Source organism: Streptomyces sp. NPDC047974 (assembly GCF_040653375.1).
In the GTDB taxonomy this organism is placed as follows: Bacteria; Actinomycetota; Actinomycetes; order Streptomycetales; family Streptomycetaceae; genus Streptomyces.
Genome location: NZ_JBEZNU010000014.1, coordinates 50,934 through 68,086, shown reverse-complemented (window position 1 = coordinate 68,086; position 17,153 = coordinate 50,934). Strand labels below are relative to the sequence as shown.

At 73.7% G+C, this 17,153-nt stretch carries 19 protein-coding genes; 11 read left to right on the top strand and 8 right to left on the bottom strand.

Translation table 11 applies throughout. The features are described 5' to 3' along the window. Positions 1 to 71 precede the first annotated feature (71 nt). The 4 genes from AB0E19_RS20845 to AB0E19_RS20830 all read left to right on the top strand — a co-directional run bounded on the left by AB0E19_RS20845 (position 72) and on the right by AB0E19_RS20830 (position 2,939). Positions 72 to 1,511 carry an MFS transporter gene (locus AB0E19_RS20845; RefSeq protein WP_362182077.1) on the top strand — a complete coding sequence of 480 codons (1,440 nt, stop codon included), beginning with the start codon at positions 72 to 74 and terminating at the stop codon, positions 1,509 to 1,511. Positions 1,512 to 1,670: 159 nt separating this feature from the next. Next, entirely contained in the window at positions 1,671 to 1,949 is a 279-nt protein-coding gene (locus AB0E19_RS20840) for a hypothetical protein (RefSeq protein WP_362182074.1), read from the top strand. 70 nt (positions 1,950 to 2,019) lie between these two features. Next, entirely contained in the window at positions 2,020 to 2,328 is a 309-nt protein-coding gene (locus tag AB0E19_RS20835) for a DUF2087 domain-containing protein (protein WP_362182071.1), read from the top strand. Continuing rightward, positions 2,325 to 2,939 (top strand): LysE family transporter, encoded by a 615-nt coding sequence (locus AB0E19_RS20830; RefSeq protein WP_362182068.1) that lies wholly within the window; start codon positions 2,325 to 2,327, stop codon positions 2,937 to 2,939. Before AB0E19_RS20835 ends, AB0E19_RS20830 begins: the two co-directional genes overlap by 4 nt. A gap of 69 nt (positions 2,940 to 3,008) precedes the next feature. Here the strand turns inward: AB0E19_RS20830 and AB0E19_RS20825 are convergent, their stop codons facing one another. The 3 genes from AB0E19_RS20825 to AB0E19_RS20815 form a co-directional block, all read right to left on the bottom strand. Further along, entirely contained in the window at positions 3,009 to 3,683 is a 675-nt protein-coding gene (locus AB0E19_RS20825; protein WP_362182065.1) for a TetR/AcrR family transcriptional regulator, read from the bottom strand. Positions 3,684 to 3,754: 71 nt separating this feature from the next. After that, positions 3,755 to 4,048, bottom strand: coding sequence for a hypothetical protein (locus AB0E19_RS20820; RefSeq protein WP_362182062.1), 294 nt, complete (start codon positions 4,046 to 4,048; stop codon positions 3,755 to 3,757). Between the two features lie 25 nt (positions 4,049 to 4,073). Then, a complete protein-coding gene (locus AB0E19_RS20815) occupies positions 4,074 to 5,282 on the bottom strand; it encodes a serine hydrolase domain-containing protein (protein WP_362182059.1) in 1,209 nt (402 codons plus the stop codon). A 241-nt stretch (positions 5,283 to 5,523) separates the two neighbouring features. Between AB0E19_RS20815 and AB0E19_RS20810 the strand changes: the two genes are divergently transcribed. Beyond that, the gene (locus AB0E19_RS20810) at positions 5,524 to 6,153 is read left to right on the top strand and encodes a histidine phosphatase family protein (RefSeq protein WP_362182056.1); all 630 of its coding nucleotides are present in this window, start codon (positions 5,524 to 5,526) and stop codon (positions 6,151 to 6,153) included. 100 nt (positions 6,154 to 6,253) lie between these two features. On the opposite strand, the gene AB0E19_RS20805 is transcribed toward AB0E19_RS20810, so the two are convergent. The 3 genes from AB0E19_RS20805 to AB0E19_RS20795 form a co-directional block, all read right to left on the bottom strand. After that, positions 6,254 to 6,535: a metal-sensitive transcriptional regulator gene (locus AB0E19_RS20805; protein WP_362182053.1), complete on the bottom strand. Its 282-nt coding sequence runs from the start codon at positions 6,533 to 6,535 to the stop codon at positions 6,254 to 6,256. Positions 6,536 to 6,569: 34 nt separating this feature from the next. After that, on the bottom strand, positions 6,570 to 8,837 hold the full coding sequence (locus tag AB0E19_RS20800; RefSeq protein WP_362182050.1) for a heavy metal translocating P-type ATPase: 2,268 nt from the start codon (positions 8,835 to 8,837) through the stop codon (positions 6,570 to 6,572). A 93-nt stretch (positions 8,838 to 8,930) separates the two neighbouring features. Further along, positions 8,931 to 9,215, bottom strand: coding sequence for a heavy-metal-associated domain-containing protein (locus AB0E19_RS20795; protein ID WP_362182047.1), 285 nt, complete (start codon positions 9,213 to 9,215; stop codon positions 8,931 to 8,933). Between the two features lie 186 nt (positions 9,216 to 9,401). Between AB0E19_RS20795 and AB0E19_RS20790 the strand changes: the two genes are divergently transcribed. The 4 genes from AB0E19_RS20790 to AB0E19_RS20775 all read left to right on the top strand — a co-directional run bounded on the left by AB0E19_RS20790 (position 9,402) and on the right by AB0E19_RS20775 (position 12,563). Then, positions 9,402 to 10,355 carry a hypothetical protein gene (locus tag AB0E19_RS20790; protein WP_362182044.1) on the top strand — a complete coding sequence of 318 codons (954 nt, stop codon included), beginning with the start codon at positions 9,402 to 9,404 and terminating at the stop codon, positions 10,353 to 10,355. Between the two features lie 51 nt (positions 10,356 to 10,406). After that, positions 10,407 to 11,099: a copper homeostasis protein CutC gene (locus tag AB0E19_RS20785; protein WP_362182041.1), complete on the top strand. Its 693-nt coding sequence runs from the start codon at positions 10,407 to 10,409 to the stop codon at positions 11,097 to 11,099. A gap of 68 nt (positions 11,100 to 11,167) precedes the next feature. Continuing rightward, positions 11,168 to 12,070, top strand: a complete 903-nt coding sequence (locus AB0E19_RS20780) for an aminoglycoside phosphotransferase family protein (protein WP_362182038.1) — start codon at positions 11,168 to 11,170, stop codon at positions 12,068 to 12,070. A gap of 58 nt (positions 12,071 to 12,128) precedes the next feature. After that, complete coding sequence (locus AB0E19_RS20775) at positions 12,129 to 12,563, top strand: hypothetical protein (RefSeq protein ID WP_362182035.1); 435 nt, start codon at positions 12,129 to 12,131, stop codon at positions 12,561 to 12,563. 19 nt (positions 12,564 to 12,582) lie between these two features. On the opposite strand, the gene AB0E19_RS20770 is transcribed toward AB0E19_RS20775, so the two are convergent. Beyond that, positions 12,583 to 14,622 (bottom strand): UvrD-helicase domain-containing protein, encoded by a 2,040-nt coding sequence (locus AB0E19_RS20770; protein ID WP_362182032.1) that lies wholly within the window; start codon positions 14,620 to 14,622, stop codon positions 12,583 to 12,585. A 243-nt stretch (positions 14,623 to 14,865) separates the two neighbouring features. Here AB0E19_RS20770 and AB0E19_RS20765 point away from each other — a divergent pair, with 243 nt between their 5' ends. Together AB0E19_RS20765 and AB0E19_RS20760 are read left to right on the top strand one after the other, a co-directional pair. After that, positions 14,866 to 15,093, top strand: coding sequence for a hypothetical protein (locus tag AB0E19_RS20765; RefSeq protein WP_362182029.1), 228 nt, complete (start codon positions 14,866 to 14,868; stop codon positions 15,091 to 15,093). Between the two features lie 70 nt (positions 15,094 to 15,163). Continuing rightward, positions 15,164 to 15,460 (top strand): hypothetical protein, encoded by a 297-nt coding sequence (locus tag AB0E19_RS20760; RefSeq protein ID WP_362182026.1) that lies wholly within the window; start codon positions 15,164 to 15,166, stop codon positions 15,458 to 15,460. A gap of 25 nt (positions 15,461 to 15,485) precedes the next feature. Here the strand turns inward: AB0E19_RS20760 and AB0E19_RS20755 are convergent, their stop codons facing one another. Then, the gene (locus tag AB0E19_RS20755; protein WP_362182023.1) at positions 15,486 to 17,126 is read right to left on the bottom strand and encodes a DNA repair helicase XPB; all 1,641 of its coding nucleotides are present in this window, start codon (positions 17,124 to 17,126) and stop codon (positions 15,486 to 15,488) included. Positions 17,127 to 17,153 lie beyond the last annotated feature (27 nt).

Sequence of the window (17,153 nt, the reverse complement as noted above, 5' to 3'; positions counted from 1 at the left end):
CCATGGGTATGTTACGGTGCTCCGCGAAGGTACCCCCTAGGGGTATGTAGTCGCGAGTGAGGGGCAGTGCGATGTCGAACGTCAACCCCCGGCGCTGGTGGGCACTCCTCGTGCTCGCCACCGCCCAGTTCATGGTCATCATGGACACCTCGATCATCGGGGTCGCGCTCCCCGAGATGCAGAAGGACCTGGGCTTCTCCCAGGGCGAGCTCCAGTGGGTCTTCAACGCCTACGTGATCGTCTTCGGCGGCCTGCTGCTCCTCGGCGGACGCCTCTCCGACCTCGTCGGAGCCCGCAGGATCTTCGTCGCCGGCTGGTCCGTGATGATCGCCGGCTCGGTCCTCGCCGCCGCCGCGCAGACCGCCTGGGTCGAGATCGCGGGCCGCGCCGTGCAGGGCGTCGGCGGTGCGCTCATCGCGCCCTCCGCCATGACCCTCCTGATGATGCTCTTCATGCACGACCCGAAGGAGCTCGGCAAGGCGATGGCGCTCTACGGCGCCGCCGCCCCGGCCGGCGGCACCGCGGGCGTCTTCCTCGGCGGCGTCTTCACCGAATGGGCCGCCTGGCAGTGGGTCTTCATCATCTACATCCCGATCGGCCTGGCCACCCTCGCCGCCACCAGGCTCCTCCCGGAGGTCGGCTCCCGCCGCGGCGCCGTCGACGTCCTCGGCGCCGCCGCCGTCACCGCCGGCCTCGCCCTCGCCGTCCTCGCCGTCGTCCGCGCCCCCGAGACCGGCTGGGGCTCCACCTCGACCGTCCTCCAGCTGATCGGCGCCGCCGTCCTCCTGGCCCTGTTCCTCGTGATCCAGAAGTCCGTCCGCGAGCCCCTCATGCCGCTCGGCGTCTGGCGGGTCCCGCGCCTCGGCTCCGCCAACCTGGCGATGACGCTGCTCGGCGCCGCGTGGATCCCGATGTGGTACTTCCTCAACCTGTACCTCCAGCAGGTCCTCGGCTACGGGGCCTTCGCCTCCGGCGCCGCGCTGCTCCCGATGACCGTGCTCCTCATGATCTTCATGACGGCCGTCACCGCCCGCCTGATGGCGAAGGTCGGCGCCAAGCCGCTCATCGGCGGAGGTCTGCTGGTCCTCGCCGCCGGCCTGGTCTGGCTCGCCGCCGTCGAGCCCACCGGCACCTTCCTCGTCGACGTCCTGCCCGCCTCGCTCGTCGCCGCGCTCGGCATGTCCCTCGCCTACATCCCGGCGATGATCGCCGCGATGTCCGGCGCCCCGCAGGAACAGGCCGGACTCGCCTCCGGCATCGTCAACACCACCTACAACGTCGGCTCCGCGCTCGGCCTCGCCGCCCTCACCGCGGTCGCCATGTCGCAGGGCGCCGACCGGCTCGGCGACCTGCCCAGGCTCACCGAGGGCTTCTCGGCCGCCTTCATCGGCGCGGCCGTCATCGCCGCCGTCGGCGGCGTCGTCACCCTCCTGGTGATGAAGGGCGACAGGGCCGCGGCCGCCGGGGCCGCCCCGGCGCCCGCCCCGCAGGGCGAGAAGGCCGCCGCCTGACCTGCGCCCGACCGAAAGGGCCGCCCGACGTCCGCCGCGGACGCCGGGCGGCCCTTCGCCGCGGGCGCTCGCCCGTTCGGTCCCCGTCGCGGTGCGGGGGCACCGGGGCGGGGGTGAGCTGGTCGGGACCCCCACCCCCGCACGTACGGGAGCAGCAGCATGGCCGTCATCGTCACCGTCGAGATCCCCGGCGGCACCCAGGAGCAGTACGAGTCCACGACCCGCCGCCTCAAGGAGGCCGAGTGGTGGCCCCCGCAGGGCTTCCTCGCCCACGCGGCGGGCCCCGACGGCTCCGGCGGCTGGCGGGTCGTGGACTTCTGGGACTCGGAGGAGGACTTCCTCGCCTTCGCGGCGAAGGCCCGCCCGATCTTCCAGGAGGTCGGCCTCCCGCCGATCCTGCCCACCTTCCAGGACGCGGTGAACGTCATGCTCCGCTGAGGCGGCCGGAGCCGCCGGGCGCCCGAAAACCCTTTGCGGGGAAGAGGGACGCTCGACACCCTTACCCCCCATGACCCCTCCTTCCCCGCGCCCCGTCGCGGACCTCTTCGCCGCCGACGGGCGGCTCGTCGCGATCCCGCGGCGTCCGGCCCGCCGCGAGGCGCTCCTCGCGCACCTCGCCGAGAGCCTCTTCGAGTCCGGCCGCGTCTACCGCGAGTCCGAGGTCAACGAGGCCCTGAAGACCGTCCACGAGGACTACCCGGCCCTGCGCCGCTACCTCGTCGTCGGCGGCTTCCTCGCCCGGACGAAGGACGGCGCGGCCTACCACCGACAGCAGACGTCCCCGGTCACCGGAGGTGCGACCCCCGCCGTCGCGTGACCGGCGCGGCGGTGGCCGGCCTGCTGGCCGGCTACGGCATCGCGGTCCCGGTGGGCGCCGTCGGCGCGCACCTGGTGGCGGTCGCGGCCCGCAGCCCGTGGCGTACGGGGGCGGGCGCGGCGCTCGGCATCGCGGCGGCGGACGGGGCGTACGCCCTGCTCGCGGTCGCCGGCGGGGCCGCGCTCGTGCCGCTCCTCGCGCCGGTGGCGACGCCCCTGCGCTGGGCGTCCGTCCTCGTCCTCCTGGCCCTCGCGGCGGCCTCGGCCCGTAGCGCGCTCCGCGCCCACCGGGCCGGGACCCCGGCGGAGGACCGGCCGGTGACGGCACCGCACCGGGCCTTCTGGACCTTCCTCGGCATCACGGCCCTGAACCCGATGACGGTCCTGTACTTCACGGCCCTCGTCCTCGGCGGCCACGCGACGACGGGCCCGGCCGAGGCGGCCGTCTTCGTCGCCGCGGCCTTCGCCGCCTCGGCGAGCTGGCAGCTGCTGCTCGCCGCCACCGGCACGCTCCTCGGCCACGCCCTGACGGGCGCCCGCGCCCGGCTCCTCACGGGCCTGGCGTCGAGCGCCCTGATCGCCGTCCTGGCGGTGGGCCTGGTGGTCCGGTGAGCCGGGGGGCGGAGGAGCCGGCGACCCGGTGGCCCCGTGGACGTCGCGAGCCGCTCCGCCCGCTGCTCGTCAGGCTCCGGCGGCCGCGTACCGGGCCAGGAACAGGTCCACTCCCGAGGCGATCGTCCGCTCCAGTTCGGCGTCGTCGATCTCCGCCTCCGGCGAGAAGGTCCGCACGAGCTGCGGCACCCCGACCGTCGCCGCGACGAGCTGCTGCACCGCCAGCTTCGGGTCCGGCACGTCGAGGACCCCGCGGGCGCCGAGCTCGGTGAAGGCCTCGACGAGCGGGCCGTTGTTCATGTCGTAGCTGACGCGGTACCAGAGCTGCCCCAGCTGCGGGAAGCGGTCGATCTCGCCGATCACGAGCCGCCGCAGCGACATGATGTCCGGCCGCAGCAGGATCCGCGCCCAGTCCGTCGTCAGCCGCACCAGGGCGGCGCGCAGGTCGGGGGCGGCGGCGACGGTGGAGTTCGTCGGCTCCAGGTCCGCGTACGTCTTCGGGAGTATCCCGCCGACGACGGCGAGGAACAGCCGCTCCTTGCTGCCGAAGTGCTTGTAGATCGTCGCCTTCGACACCCCGGACCGGGCGGTGATCGCGTCCATCGACGCGGCCGAGTACCCCTCCGCGAGGAACTCCGTCAGCGCCGCGTCGATGATCGCCTGCCGCTTGCGGGAGGCCGCGTCGGCGGGGTCGGGGATGACGGGGATCCCGTACGCGGCGAGGACGTCCTCGCTGACGGCCATGGGGTACGTCCTAGCGGTAGGGGAGGGGCGCACCAGTATAGGAACCGAACGGATCGGTCCGTCGGGCGCGTTCAGTCGCTGCGGGCCGCGGCGAGGGCCGTCAGCGCGGCGGCCGCGAGGCCCGCGCCGGCGGCGAGCACGGCGCCCCGGGAGCGCCAGGACAGGGCCGACCACCGGGACTCCGCCGAGAGCAGCGAGCCGAGGCTCGCCCAGGAGCCGACCGAGAGGACGGAGGCCGCGGAGCCGACCGAGCCGATGGACAGGAAGGAGCCCACCGAGCCGATCGACAGCGTCGAGCCGACCGACCCGATGGACAGGAACGAGTTCCGCGAACCGATGGACCAGCGAGAACAGTCAGCGCTCATGGCCCGATCGTAGACACGGCCGCGGTCAGCGGCGCGGCGTGACCGAGCCCGCGTACACGTTCTCCGGCGTGACGATCTCCGTGACGGCCCTCGCCACCAGCGTGGACGGCTCCTGGCCGCCGCTGAGCGCGTCGGTGTTGAGCATCAGGACGAGCGTGGCCTTCTGCGACGGGAGGTAGACGGTCACGGTCTCGTAGCCGGGGAGGGAGCCGTTGTGGCCGATCCAGCCGTTGGTGTTCAGGATGCCGAGGCCGTACGAGGTGCCGGGGAAGCCCGTCGGGAGGGTCCTGAGGCGCTGCGCCTGGGTGGCGGGGCTGAGGAGTTCGCCGGTGGCGAGGACCTTCGCCCAGCGGTGCAGGTCGTCGAAGTCCGAGATCATCCCGCCGGCCGCCCAGGCCCAGCTCGGGTTCCAGTCGGTGGCGTCGGCGACGGAGCCGTCGAGCGTCTGGTCGGTGTAGCCGCGCGGGTGCGGCTCCGGGAACTCGGCGCCCTTCGGCAGGAACGAGTGCCGCAGCCCGGCCGGCCGGATCACCCGGTCGTGCAGGACCTTCGCGAGGGGCCGGCCGGTGACCTTCTCGACGACCAGGCCGAGGAGGACGAGGTTGGAGTTGGAGTACTGGAAGGTGGCGCCCGGCTGGAAGGTGTTCGCGTGCCGGTAGCCGTACGACACCGCCTCCCACGGGTTGTACGGCCGCTCCGGCTCGCTCAGCAGGTCGTGGACGAAGTCCGGGTCGGCGGTGTACGGGAACAGGCCGCTGCGCATTTCGGCGAGCTGCCGCAGCGTGATCCGGTGGCCGTTCGGCACGCCCCGGACGTAGTCGTCGATCGGGTCGTCGAGTCCGACCTTCCCCTCGTCGACGAGCTGGAGGAGCGCGGTGACGGTGAAGGTCTTCGTCTCGCTGCCGATCCGGATGTACCCGTCGGCGGTCATGGGCCGGCCGGTCTTCTTGTCCGCGACCCCGGTGGCGCGGACGTAGCACCCCTTGCCCGGCATCCGGACGCCGACGACCAGGCCGGGGATCCCCGCCTGCCGCCGCACCTTCTCGACGGTCGTGTCGAGCCGGGCGACGGTGGCGGGCGGCAGCCCGTCCTCGCCCCGGCAGTCGTCGCCGTCGCCGTGCCGGAGCGGTACGGGGACGGGCGCGGCGGTCGCCGGGAGCGCGGCGGGCGCGAGGGCGGCCGCCGCGAGGAGCAGGGCGGTGGCGAGGAGCCGGCGGGGGGTGGGTCGTCGCATGGGGGACGCCTTCCGGGGGCGGGAGGAGAAGGAGCGGATACGCGCGCTGCCAGATCAGCACCGGCGGCCGTACTGTCGCGGCGCCCGCCGACGGGAGCGGGGCGAGTCCACTCGTTCGGCGCCGCCCGGTCCGCGCCGCCCACCCCGGTCGGCGCAGCGTGCCGCGCAACCGGCGGGTGCCGGAAGCGCGTCCGGGGGGGAAACCGAAAGATCGTTTCTCCGGTACGGAAGGTACGCATCCATGAGCAGCCCCCGCACGGCCGACCGCTTCCTCTACGTCACCCGGCACGGCGAGGCCACGCCCGACGAGTCCGGGCTGACGGAGGCGGGGCGGCGGCAGGCCGCACTGCTCGGGGAGCGGCTGCGGGGCGTGCCGCTGGCGGCCGTCCACCACGGGCCGCTGGCCCGCGCCGCGGAGACGGCCCGGCTGATCGGCGAGCGGCTGGACGGCGTACCGGTACGCGGGGCGGAGGAGGCCGGCGACTACGTCCCGTACCAGCCGTCACGGGAGGAGCTGCCGGGCGGGTCGGCCGACGCGATGCTCGGCTTCCTGGAGCAGTTCCCGGCGGAGGAGCGGGCGCGCGGCGCGGAGCTGGCGGCGCAGGCGGTCGCGCGCTTCACGGGGCCGGTGGAGGGGGACGAGCCGCGTCACGAGCTGCTCGTCACCCACAACTTCCTCGTCGGCTGGCTGGTGCGGGCGGCGCTGGACGCGCCCGCCTGGCGGTGGATGGGCGTCAACCAGGCGAACGCGGCGCTGACGGTGATCCGTTACGCCCCCGGACGCCCGCCGACCGTCCTCGTCCTCAACGACACCCGGCACCTGCCCGAGGACCTCCGCTGGACGGGCTTCCCGCCGGCGCTCCACGTCTGACCGTCCCCGTCTGACCATCCCCGTCCGATCACCCCGGGTCGGCTTCGGCGCGGAACGACGACCGCCCCCGTGACGGGGGCGGTCGTGGACTTCGCTGTCGTCAGGTCCGGATCAGCCGGGCGATCGCCTTCGACGCCTCGCCGACCTTCTCCTTGGCCTCGTCCCCGCCGGCGGCGATCGCCTCCGTGACGCAGCAGGCGAGGTGCTCGTCCAGGAGGGCGACGGCGCAGGACTGGAGGGCGGCGTTGATGGCCGAGACCTGGGTCAGGACGTCGATGCAGTACGTGTCCTCGTCGACCATCCGCTGCACTCCCCGGACCTGTCCCTCGATCCGCCGGAGCCTTCTGATGACGTCTTCCTTGTGCTGTGAGTAACCGGCCACAACAGGGCTCCCGTCGGGTCGAGGGGTCCGGAGGTCACGTGGTGGCGGCCTGGAAGCCGCGCAGCCGCAGGCTGTTGCCGACCACGAAGACCGAGGAGAAGGCCATCGCGGCACCGGCGATCATCGGGTTGAGCAGTCCGGCCGCGGCGAGCGGCAGGGCGGCCACGTTGTAGGCGAAGGCCCAGAAGAGGTTGGACCGGATGGTGCCGAGGGTCCTGCGGGAGAGCCGGATGGCGTCCGCCGCGGCCCGCAGGTCGCCTCGTACGAGGGTGAGGTCGCCGGCCTCGATGGCGGCGTCCGTGCCCGTGCCCATGGCCAGGCCCAGGTCGGCCTGGGCGAGCGCGGCGGCGTCGTTGACGCCGTCGCCGACCATGGCGACCGAACGGCCCTCGGCCTGGAGGCGCTTGACCACGTCGACCTTGTCCTGCGGCATGACCTCGGCGATGACCTCGCCGATGCCGACCTCGGCGGCGACGGACTCGGCGACCGCCTGGTTGTCGCCGGTCAGCAGGATCGGGGTGAGCCCGAGGGCCTTGAGCCGCCGGATCGCCTCCGCGCTGGTCTCCTTGATCGCGTCGGCGACCTCCAGGACCGCGCGGGCCTCCCCGTCCCAGGCGACCGCGATGGCCGTCTTCCCGGCCTTCTCCGCCGCGTCCTTCGCGGACTTGAGGTCCGCGGGCAGCTCCATCGCCCACTCTTCGAGCAGCTTCTCGCGGCCGACGAGGACGGCGTGGCCGTCGACGACGCCCTGGACGCCGAGGCCGGGGACGTTGGCGAAGTCCTCGGGGGTGGGCAGGGTGCCGACCTTCGCGGCGGCGCCGGTGGCGACGGCCTGGGCGATCGGGTGCTCGGAGGAGTGCTCCAGGGCGCCGGCGAGGCGCAGGACGTCGGTCTCGTCCGTACCGGCGGCGGTGTGGACCTTGAGGAGGGTCATCCGGCCGGTGGTGACGGTGCCGGTCTTGTCGAGGACGATGGTGTCGACCTTGCGGGTGGTCTCCAGGACCTCGGGCCCCTTGATCAGGATGCCGAGCTGGGCGCCGCGCCCGGTGCCGACCATGAGGGCGGTCGGGGTGGCCAGGCCCAGGGCGCAGGGGCAGGCGATGATCAGGACGGCGACGGCGGCGGTGAAGGCGGCGGTCAGACCCTGGCCGGTGCCGAGCCAGAAGCCGAGCGTGCCGAGCGAGAGCGCGATGACGATCGGGACGAAGACGGCCGAGATCCTGTCGGCGAGCCGCTGGGCGGCGGCCTTGCCGTTCTGCGCGTCCTCGACGAGCTTCGCCATCCGGGCGAGCTGGGTGTCGGCGCCGACGCGGGTGGCCTCGACGACGAGCCGGCCGCCGGCGTTCAGGGTGGCGCCGGTGACGGAGTCCCCGACGGAGACCTCGACCGGCACGGACTCGCCGGTCAGCATGGAGGCGTCCACGGCGGACGACCCCTCGACGACGGTGCCGTCGGTGGCGATCTTCTCGCCGGGGCGGACCAGGAAGCGGTCGCCGACCTGGAGTTCGGCGGTGGGCACGGTGATCTCGCGCCTGTTCCTGAGGACGGTGACCTCCTTGGCGCCCAGCTGCATCAGCGCCTTGAGCGCGGCGCCGGCCTTCCGCTTCGAGCGGGCCTCGAAGTAGCGGCCCGCCAGGATGAAGGCGGTGACGCCGGCGGCGGCCTCCAGGTAGATGTTCCCGGCGCCGTCGGTGCGGGCGATGGTGAACTCGAAGGGGTGCGTCATCCCCGGCGTACCGGCCGTGCCGAAGAACAGCGCCCACAGGGACCACAGGAACGCGGCGGTCGTGCCGACCGAGATCAGCGTGTCCATGGTGGCCGCGCCGTGCCTGGCGTTGGTCCAGGCGGCCTTGTGGAAGGGCCAGGCGGCGTAGACGACGACCGGCGCGGCGAGGGTGAGGCTCAGCCACTGCCAGTACTCGATCTGGAGCGCCGGGACCATCGCCATCGCGATGACGGGCACGGCGAGGGCGACGGCGGTGACCAGCCGCTGCTTCAGGGGCCGCAGCTCGGCGTCGGCCTTCTCCTCGTCGGAGGGGCCGCCCTCGGCGCCGTCGGACGCGGGGCGCTCCGGCTCGGGCTCGGCGGCGGTGTAGCCGGTGGCCTCGACGGTGGCGATCAGGTCGGCGACCGGGATGTCGGCGGAGAAGGTGACCTTGGCCTTCTCGGTCGCGTAGTTGACGGTGGCCTCGACCCCGTCCATGCGGTTGAGCTTCTTCTCGATGCGGGCCGCGCACGAGGCGCAGGTCATGCCGCCGATGGCGAGCTCGACCTGGGCGGTGCCCGGAGTGGTCGTGGTCATTCCTGCTCCTCGGTGCAGATGGGGGGAGTGTGCCGGGTGCCGGGGCCCGGGCGGCGGTCCGGGTCGGGCCCCGGCGGCTCGTGGGGCCGGTGGTCAGGCGCGGCCGGTCAGCTCGTAGCCCGCGTCGTCGATCGCGGCGCCGATGACGGCGTCGTCGGGCGCGCCGTCGGTGGTGACGGTCACCAGGCCGGAGGCGACGTCGACGTCCACGGAGAGGACGCCCTCCACCGCGCCGACGGACGTGGTGACCGAGGTCTTGCAGTGGCCGCAGGTCATGCCCGAGACGGCGTAGACGGTGCTGGTGGCGTCGGCGACGGCGACCGCGGTGGCGGTGCCGCCGGTGGAGCAGCTGTGGTCGGGGGTGCAGCAGGAACCCATGTCGTCCTCCATCGTGTGTCCAGTGGACCGGATACCCTCGGGGGGTATCGGCGGTGTGAGTCCATGTATACCCCCCCATGGTATTCGGTGCAAGGGTCGAGTCGGCTTGACTTGATACCCCCTAGGGGTATGGTGAAGTGCAGGGAACAGAGAACAGAAGGTCACCGGTCACTGAGGAGAGCAGCCATGAACACCGGAATGAAGATCACGGCCTTCGCGGCCGCGCTCGCCGCGACGTTCGGCACCGCGTACGGGGTCGGGAAGGGCGTCGGCCCGGTGGACGGGCCCGGGAAGGCGGAGAGCGGCGACCACGCGGGCCACGGGGCGACCGCCCCCGACCGGGCGCCCGGCGAGGCCCCCGACCGGGCCGCCGCCGAACTCCCCGGCGGCCTCCAGGTCTCCGAAGGCGGCTACACCCTCGCCCTGGAGACCCCGGCCCCGCCCGTCGGCCGCAGCACCCTGAAGTTCTCCATCCAGGACGCCACCGGGAAGAAGGTCACCGCCTTCACCACCGAGCACGACAAGGAGCTGCACTTCATCGTCGCCTCGCGCGACCTGACGGTCTTCCGCCACCTCCACCCCGAGAAGGCCCCCGACGGCACCTGGAGCGTCGACGCCGACCTCCCGGCCGCCGGTGCCTACAAGGCCTTCGCCGACTTCACGCCCGCCGCGAAGGGCGCCGAGGCCCTCACCCTCGGCGTCGACCTCGGCGTCCCCGGCGCCTACACCCCCCGGCCGCTCCCCGCCGCCGAGCCCACCGCCGCCGTCGACGGCTACCAGGTCCGCCTCGGCGGCACCCTCGACCCCGGCAAGCCCGGTGAGCTGCGGCTCACGGTCTCCAAGGACGGCGAGCCGGTCACCGACCTGCAGCCCTACCTCGGTGCGTACGGCCACCTGGTCGCGCTCCGCCAGGGCGACCTCGCCTACCTCCACGTCCACCCGAACGAGGGCGGCCCCGGCCCCGACGTCTCCTTCACCGCCACCGCGCCGACCCCCGGCACGTACCGCCTCTTCCTCGACTTCAAGCACGAGGGCGAGGTCCGCACGGCCGCCTTCACGGTGAAGGCCGGCGCCCCGGGCTCCGCCCCCGCCCCCGCGGAGACGGCCGAGCACGATGCGGGAGGTCACCGGCACGGCTAGTCTGGTCATTGGACTAGACCTGTAGCCGTCATTCATGGAGGAATGGGCGCAATGAGCAACCGTGCTGTCCTGGAGGTGATCGCCCTCGACGAGCAGGACGCGGTCGCCGCCCAGACCGGGGGCGCCGACCGCCTCGAACTCGTCACCGACATGGCGGCGGACGGCCTCACCCCGTCGACGGCCACCTTCACGGCCATCCGCCGCGCCGTCGACATCCCGCTGCGCGTCATGCTGCGCCTGGCGGACGGCTTCGCGGCCGGCGACGTCGACGCGCTGGCCGGCCGGGCCGCCGAGCTCCGCGCCGCCGGCGCCGACGAGTTCGTCCTCGGCTTCCTCACCGCCGACGGCGCGCCGGACCTCGTCGCCGTCGAACGGCTCATCGCCGTCCTCGACGGCGCCCACTGGACCTTCCACCGGGCCATCGACCGCGCCGCCGACCGCGACGGCCTGCGCAAGCGCCTCGCCGACCTCCCCGGCCTCGACACCTACCTCACGGCCGGTGCCGCCGGCGGCGTCGACGACGGCCTGCCCGTCCTGGAGGCCGAGGCCGCCCGCGCCGGCGAACCCGGCTACGAACCGCAGATCCTCGTCGGCGGCGGCCTCCGCCTCGACCACCTGCCCCGCCTGCGCGCCGCCGGCCTCACCGCCTTCCACATCGGCGGCGCCGCCCGCCCGCAGGGCTGGACCGCCCCGGTCTCCGCCGAAGCGGTCCGCACCTGGCGCGAGGCGATCGACACCCCGTAGCGGGCGGTCGCCGCACACCGCCGAAAAGCCGGTGCGCCGCCACGACGCACCTGGCTAGCCTCCCGCCCATGACGGACGGAATGGACGAGGCACTCGTACGACGACTGATCGCGGCCCGGTTCCCGCACTGGGCGGGCCTGGAGGTACGGGCCGTCGCCTCGGCCGGGACGGACAACACGCTGTTCCGGCTGGGCGACGACCTCGTCGTACGGCTGCCGAAGGCGGAATGGGCCACCGGCCAGATCGAGAAGGAACACCGCTGGCTGCCGCGCCTTGCCCCCTCCCTCCCCCTGCCGATCCCGGTCCCGGTGGGCATCGGCGCCCCGGGAGAGGACTTCGGCCGGCCGTGGGGCGTGTACAGGTGGCTGGACGGCGCCGACGCCTGGACGGCGCCGGTACGGGACCTGGCCCACGCGGCGGAGGAACTGGGCCGCTTCGGCGTCGCGCTGCGCTCCGTCGACGCGACCGGCGGCCCCCGCTCCTTCCGCGGCGGCGCCGTCACCGAATGGGAGGGCGGCGCCCTGCCGTCCGCCGTGAAGGCCCTCGCCGCGGCGGGCCTCCTGGACGAAGGCACCGCCCTCGCGGCCTGGGACCGGGTCCTGTCCCTCCCCGCCTGGGACCGCCCCCCGGTCTGGCTCCACGGCGACCTGCTCCCCGGCAACCTCCTCACCCACGACGGCCGCCTGACCGCCGTCATCGACTTCGGCGGCCTCGGCACCGGAGACCCGGCCGCCGACCTCCTCCCCGCCTGGACCCTCCTCACCCCCGCCACCCGCCCCCTCTTCCGCGAGGCCTCCCGCCTCGACCCCGCCACCTGGGCCCGCGGCCGCGGCTGGGCCCTCTGCTGGGGCCTCGTCACCGACCACTACTACGGCGACCACCCCGGCCCCGGCACCGCCCCCACCCCGAACCCCGTCCTGGCCGCGGTCGCCCGCCGAGCCTGGACCGAGTCCCTCCCCGAGTTCGGGTGACGGTCCGGCACCACCGTCGCGCCGAGGGCTGTCGGAGCGGCGTGGTACCCATGTCCCCATGACCCGGTTCCACGACTTCAACCTCAAGCTGCTCGTCATCGAGGAGCTCATGTACCAGGCGGGGACGCTCCTCCCGGTCTACGACCTGCACGCGCGGATGGCCGAGCGGGGCGTCACCGACGCCGCCTCCTACGTCCTGGCGAACGGCCTGCACGAGGAGGTGCTGCCGGAGTCCCGGGAGTACTTCGAGGCGCTGGAGATCCCGGCGGAGCTGCTCGCCACCGTCGAGGAGCTGTGCTTCGACGCGGGGACGGACGTCTTCCGCCACTGCGCGCCCGCCTGGGACGGCGAGGACGACCTCTTCGACGTCCGCTCCCTCGACGACCTCGACCTGCTGCCCAACCTCCGCGAGGTCACCTTCGTGGAGGACGGCGTCCTCGCGGTGCCGGACGCGGCGGAGGTCTTCGCCGCCCGGGGCATCACCACGGACTGACCCGGGCCCGGCGGCGCCGTCACGCGTGGGCGGCCAACTGTCCCGGCAGGGGCGCCGCGTGGACGATCGTCAGGCCGGAGACGGCTCGGGTGAGGGCGACGTACAGGCGGCGCAGGCCGGTGCGTTCGTCGGGTTCGCCGTCGACGACGGCGGCCGGCTCGTCGAGGACCACGTAGTCGTACTCCAGGCCCTTCGCGAGCGAGGCCGGGACCAGGGTGAGGCGGGACGCGGCGGTCGTCTCCTCACCGGGGGAGAGGTGTGCGAGCCCCGCGGCCTCCAGCGCCTCCGCCAGCGGCGCGATCCGCGCGTCCGCGGCGATCAGGCCGATCGAGCCCTCGTGCGCGAGCGCGTCCACGCACGCCGCCACCACCGCCGCGTCGGACGGCGCCGCCACCTCGCGGAGCTCGAACTCGCCCGGGTTCTCCCGTACGGACTCGACCGGCGCGAGCCCCGGCGCCATGTGCGGGAGGAGCCGGGAGGCGTACGCGATGACGTCCGTGGGGACGCGGAAGCCCGCCGTCAGCTCCTCCACGCGGGACCCCGGCTTGCCGAGGTGCGCCAGCGCCTGCTCCCAGCTCGCCGTCGCCCACGGCGTCGTGCCCTGCGCCAGGTCGCCGAGGACCGTCGCCGAACCGGTCGTGCAGCGCCGTCCCACCGCCCGGTACTGCATCGGCGACAGGTCCTGCGCCTCGTCGAGGACCACGTGCCCGAGCGAGTGCGTCCGCTCGACCAGGTCCGTCGCCTCGTCGATCAGCACCGCGTCCGCCGCCGACCACTTCGCGGTCTTCACGCTCCGCGCCGGCTTCGCCCACAGCAACAGCTTCCGCTCCTCCTCGGTCAGCACCCCGGCGGCGTGCTCCGCGAGGAACTCCGGATCGGCCAGCAGCCGCAGCACCAGCTTCGCCGGGTCGATCGCCGGCCAGCACTCCTTCACCAGCGCCTTCACCGCCGCGTTGCGCGCGACCGCGTTCTGCACCCGGTCGTCGGGTGCCTCACCGGCCTGCTCCATCCGCACGAGGACGGCATGCGCGACGCGCTGCGGCAGCGCCTCCCTGGCCGCCCCGTAACGGATGTCGCGCGCGGTCAACTCCTTGACGATCTCCTCCAGTTCGTACGCGGGGACCCGCCAGCGCCGTGAGCCGCGCACCACCATCAGCGGTTCCGTCGGCAGGGTGACGTGCGACCAGACCGCCCGCCGCAGCACCTCCGCCATCCGGGCGTCGCCCTTCACGACCGCGGTCGCCGCCTCGTCCGCACCCCGCACCTCCACGTGCGCGACGAGGTCGTCGACGGTCGCCTGCTTCACCTCCAGCTCGCCGAGCGCGGGCAGCACCTGCTCGATGTACTGGAGGAAGGACCGGTTCGGCCCGATGACGAGGGTGCCGGTGCGGGCGAGCCGCTCCCGGTGCGCGTACAGCAGGTACGCGACACGGTGCAGGCCGACGGCCGTCTTCCCGGTCCCCGGGCCGCCCTGCACGCACAGCGTGCCGGACAGGTCGGAGCGGACGATCTCGTCCTGCTCGGGCTGGATCGTCGCCACGATGTCCCGCATGGGGCCGACGCGCGGCCGCTCGATCTCCGCCTGGAGCAGCCGGCTGGTGCGCTGCAGCTCGGCGGGGTCGGAGAGGCGCTCGTCCTCGTACGCGGTGAGCTCGCCGCCCGTGTAGCCGAAGCGGCGGCGCAGCCCGACGTCCTGCGGGTCCTTCTTCGACGCCTGGTAGTACGGCTGCGAGACCGGCGCGCGCCAGTCGATGACCATGGGGTCGCCGTGCGCGTCGTGGACGTGCCGGCGGCCGATGTAGAAGCGCTGCCCGTGCTGGGCGGGCGGCAGGTAGTCGAGCCGGCCGAAGAAGAGCGGGGTGTGGGAGAGGTCGGCGAGCGCCTTGATGCGGTCCTCGATCTGCCGTTCCAGGACGATCGAGTTGACCCAGTTCGCGGTGACGTCCTTGATGTCCAGCGCCTCCACCTCCTCGCGCATCGCGCGCAGGGCGGCACGGGAGGAGGTGAGGTGGGCCCGCTCGCGTACGAGCGGATCGTCGGTGGGCACGGCAGCGGACACGGTGAAGCCTCCGGTCGGTACACGGATCACGGACACACGGACACGTCGATGTGGCCGCCGGTTTCCGACCGGGCGGCGGCGCTCTCCGTACGCGGACGGGAGGCGGGGAAGCCGATGAGTCTAACTCCGGTCGCGGGGCCCGGGCGAATCGGTTTCCCGTAGGGGGCGGGTCCGCCGCAAGGGTGAGCCGGGTTCCGCCCGCAGGGCGATGTGCGGCGAATGTCCGGAATCCAGAATGGAGTCATGAGCGCGACGACCTTCACCCTCGTGACCACCGTCCCCCGGCCCCGTCCCCGCCGCCTGGCGGCGGCGCTGCGGGCCTTCGGCTCCGCCGCCGTCGAGGTGGCCCTGCTGGGCGACTACGGCGCCCACGGCGCCCCCGGCGACGCCACGGGCCGACACGGCGCGGGCGTCCGGAACCCCCGCCCGGTACACGCCCCGCCCGCCGGCCGCGCCGCACCCGCGGACTGAGTACGCGCCCGGCCCCGGCTGAGTACGCGCACCCCTGCCGGCGGCCCCGGCGCGCTGATGGGATGGGGCCATGACGACACGGCACCCCGCCCCCGACCCGTACGCCCCGGGCCCCACCGCGCTCCGCGTCCTCGCGGGCGTCGGACTGCTGCTGGTCGCGGCCTGCGTGGTGGCGACCATGATGGTCACCCTCGGCGACGCGGTCTCCGGCGACGGCGTCGGCGGAGGCTTCGTCACGGCCGGCTTCTGGGCCGTGGGCCTCGCCGCCGCGACGGGCGTGGCGGCCCTCGTCGTGCCCCGCCGCGTCCTCGTCGCCGCCCAGTACGCCCTGGCCCTCATGGGCCCGGTCCTCGCCCTGATGGACTGAGGGCCGGGCCGGGCCGGTCGCTCCGCTACGGCGCCAGCAGCTCGTCCGCGTCGACGATCCGGTACGCGTACCCCTGCTCCGCCAGGAAGCGCTGGCGGTGGGCGGCGAAGTCCTGGTCGATGGTGTCGCGGGCGACGACCGAGTAGAAGTGCGCCTGGTGGCCGTCCGCCTTCGGGCGGAGCACGCGGCCGAGGCGCTGGGCCTCCTCCTGGCGGGAGCCGAAGGTGCCGGAGACCTGGATGGCGACGGTCGCCTCGGGCAGGTCGATGGAGAAGTTCGCGACCTTCGACACGACGAGGACGTTGATCTCGCCGTTGCGGAAGGCGTCGAAGAGCCGCTCCCGCTCCTTGTTCGACGTCTCGCCCTTGATGACGGGCGCGTCGAGGTGCGCGCCCAGCTCGTCGAGCTGGTCGATGTACTGGCCGATGACGAGGATCTGCTGGCCCGCGAACTTCCTCACCAGCGCCTCCGTCACCCGCCGCTTCGTCGCCGTCGTCGCGCAGAAGCGGTACTTCTCCTCCGCCTCGGCCGTCGCGTACGCGAGCCGCTCCGACTCCGTGAGGTTGACCCGGACCTCGACGCAGTCGGCGGGCGCGATGTACCCCTGCGCCTCGATCTCCTTCCACGGCGCGTCGAACCGCTTCGGCCCGATCAGCGAGAAGACGTCCGCCTCCTTGCCGTCCTCGCGCACCAGCGTCGCGGTCAGGCCGAGGCGCCGCCGGGCCTGGAGGTCGGCGGTGAACTTGAAGACCGGCGCGGGCAGCAGGTGCACCTCGTCGTAGACGATCAGGCCCCAGTCGCGGGAGTCGAAGAGCTCCAGGTGCGGGTAGACGCCCTTCCGCTTGGTCGTGAGGACCTGGTAGGTGGCGATGGTGACGGGCCGGATCTCCTTCTTCGTCCCGCTGTACTCGCCGATCTCGTCCTCGGTCAGCGAGGTCCGCTTCACCAGCTCGTTCTTCCACTGCCGCGCGGAGACGGTGTTGGTGACGAGGATCAGCGTCGTCGCCTTGGCCTTGGCCATCGCCCCGGCGCCCACCAGCGTCTTCCCCGCCCCGCAGGGCAGCACGACGACGCCGCTGCCGCCGTGCCAGAAGCCCTCGACGGCGTGCTGCTGGTAGGGCCGCAGGCTCCAGCCGTCCTCGGCGAGCTCGATCGGGTGCGCCTCGCCGTCGACGTACCCGGCGAGGTCCTCGGCGGGCCAGCCCAGCTTCAGCAGCGTCTGCTTGATCTGTCCGCGCTCGGAGGGGTGCACGACCACCGTGTCGGGGTCGATCCGCGCCCCGACCAGCGGCTGCACCCGCTTCGACCGGAGGATCTCCTCCAGGACCGGCCGGTCGGTGGTGGTCAGCACCAGCCCGTGCGCGGGGTGCTTGGTCAGCGTCAGCCGCCCGTACCGGTCCATGGTCTCGGCGATGTCGACGAGCAGCGCGTGCGGCACCGGATACCGGGAGTACTCGACGAGCGCGTCCACGACCTGCTCGGCGTCGTGACCGGCGGCCCGCGCGTTCCACAGCCCGAGCGGCGTCACCCGGTAGGTGTGGATGTGCTCGGGCGCCCGCTCCAGCTCCGCGAACGGCGCGATCGCCCGCCGGCACGCATCGGCGAGCTCGTGGTCGACCTCCAGGAGCAGCGTCTTGTCGCTCTGGACGATGAGAGGTCCGTTCACGTTCGTGCATCCCCTTTTCGCGCGGCC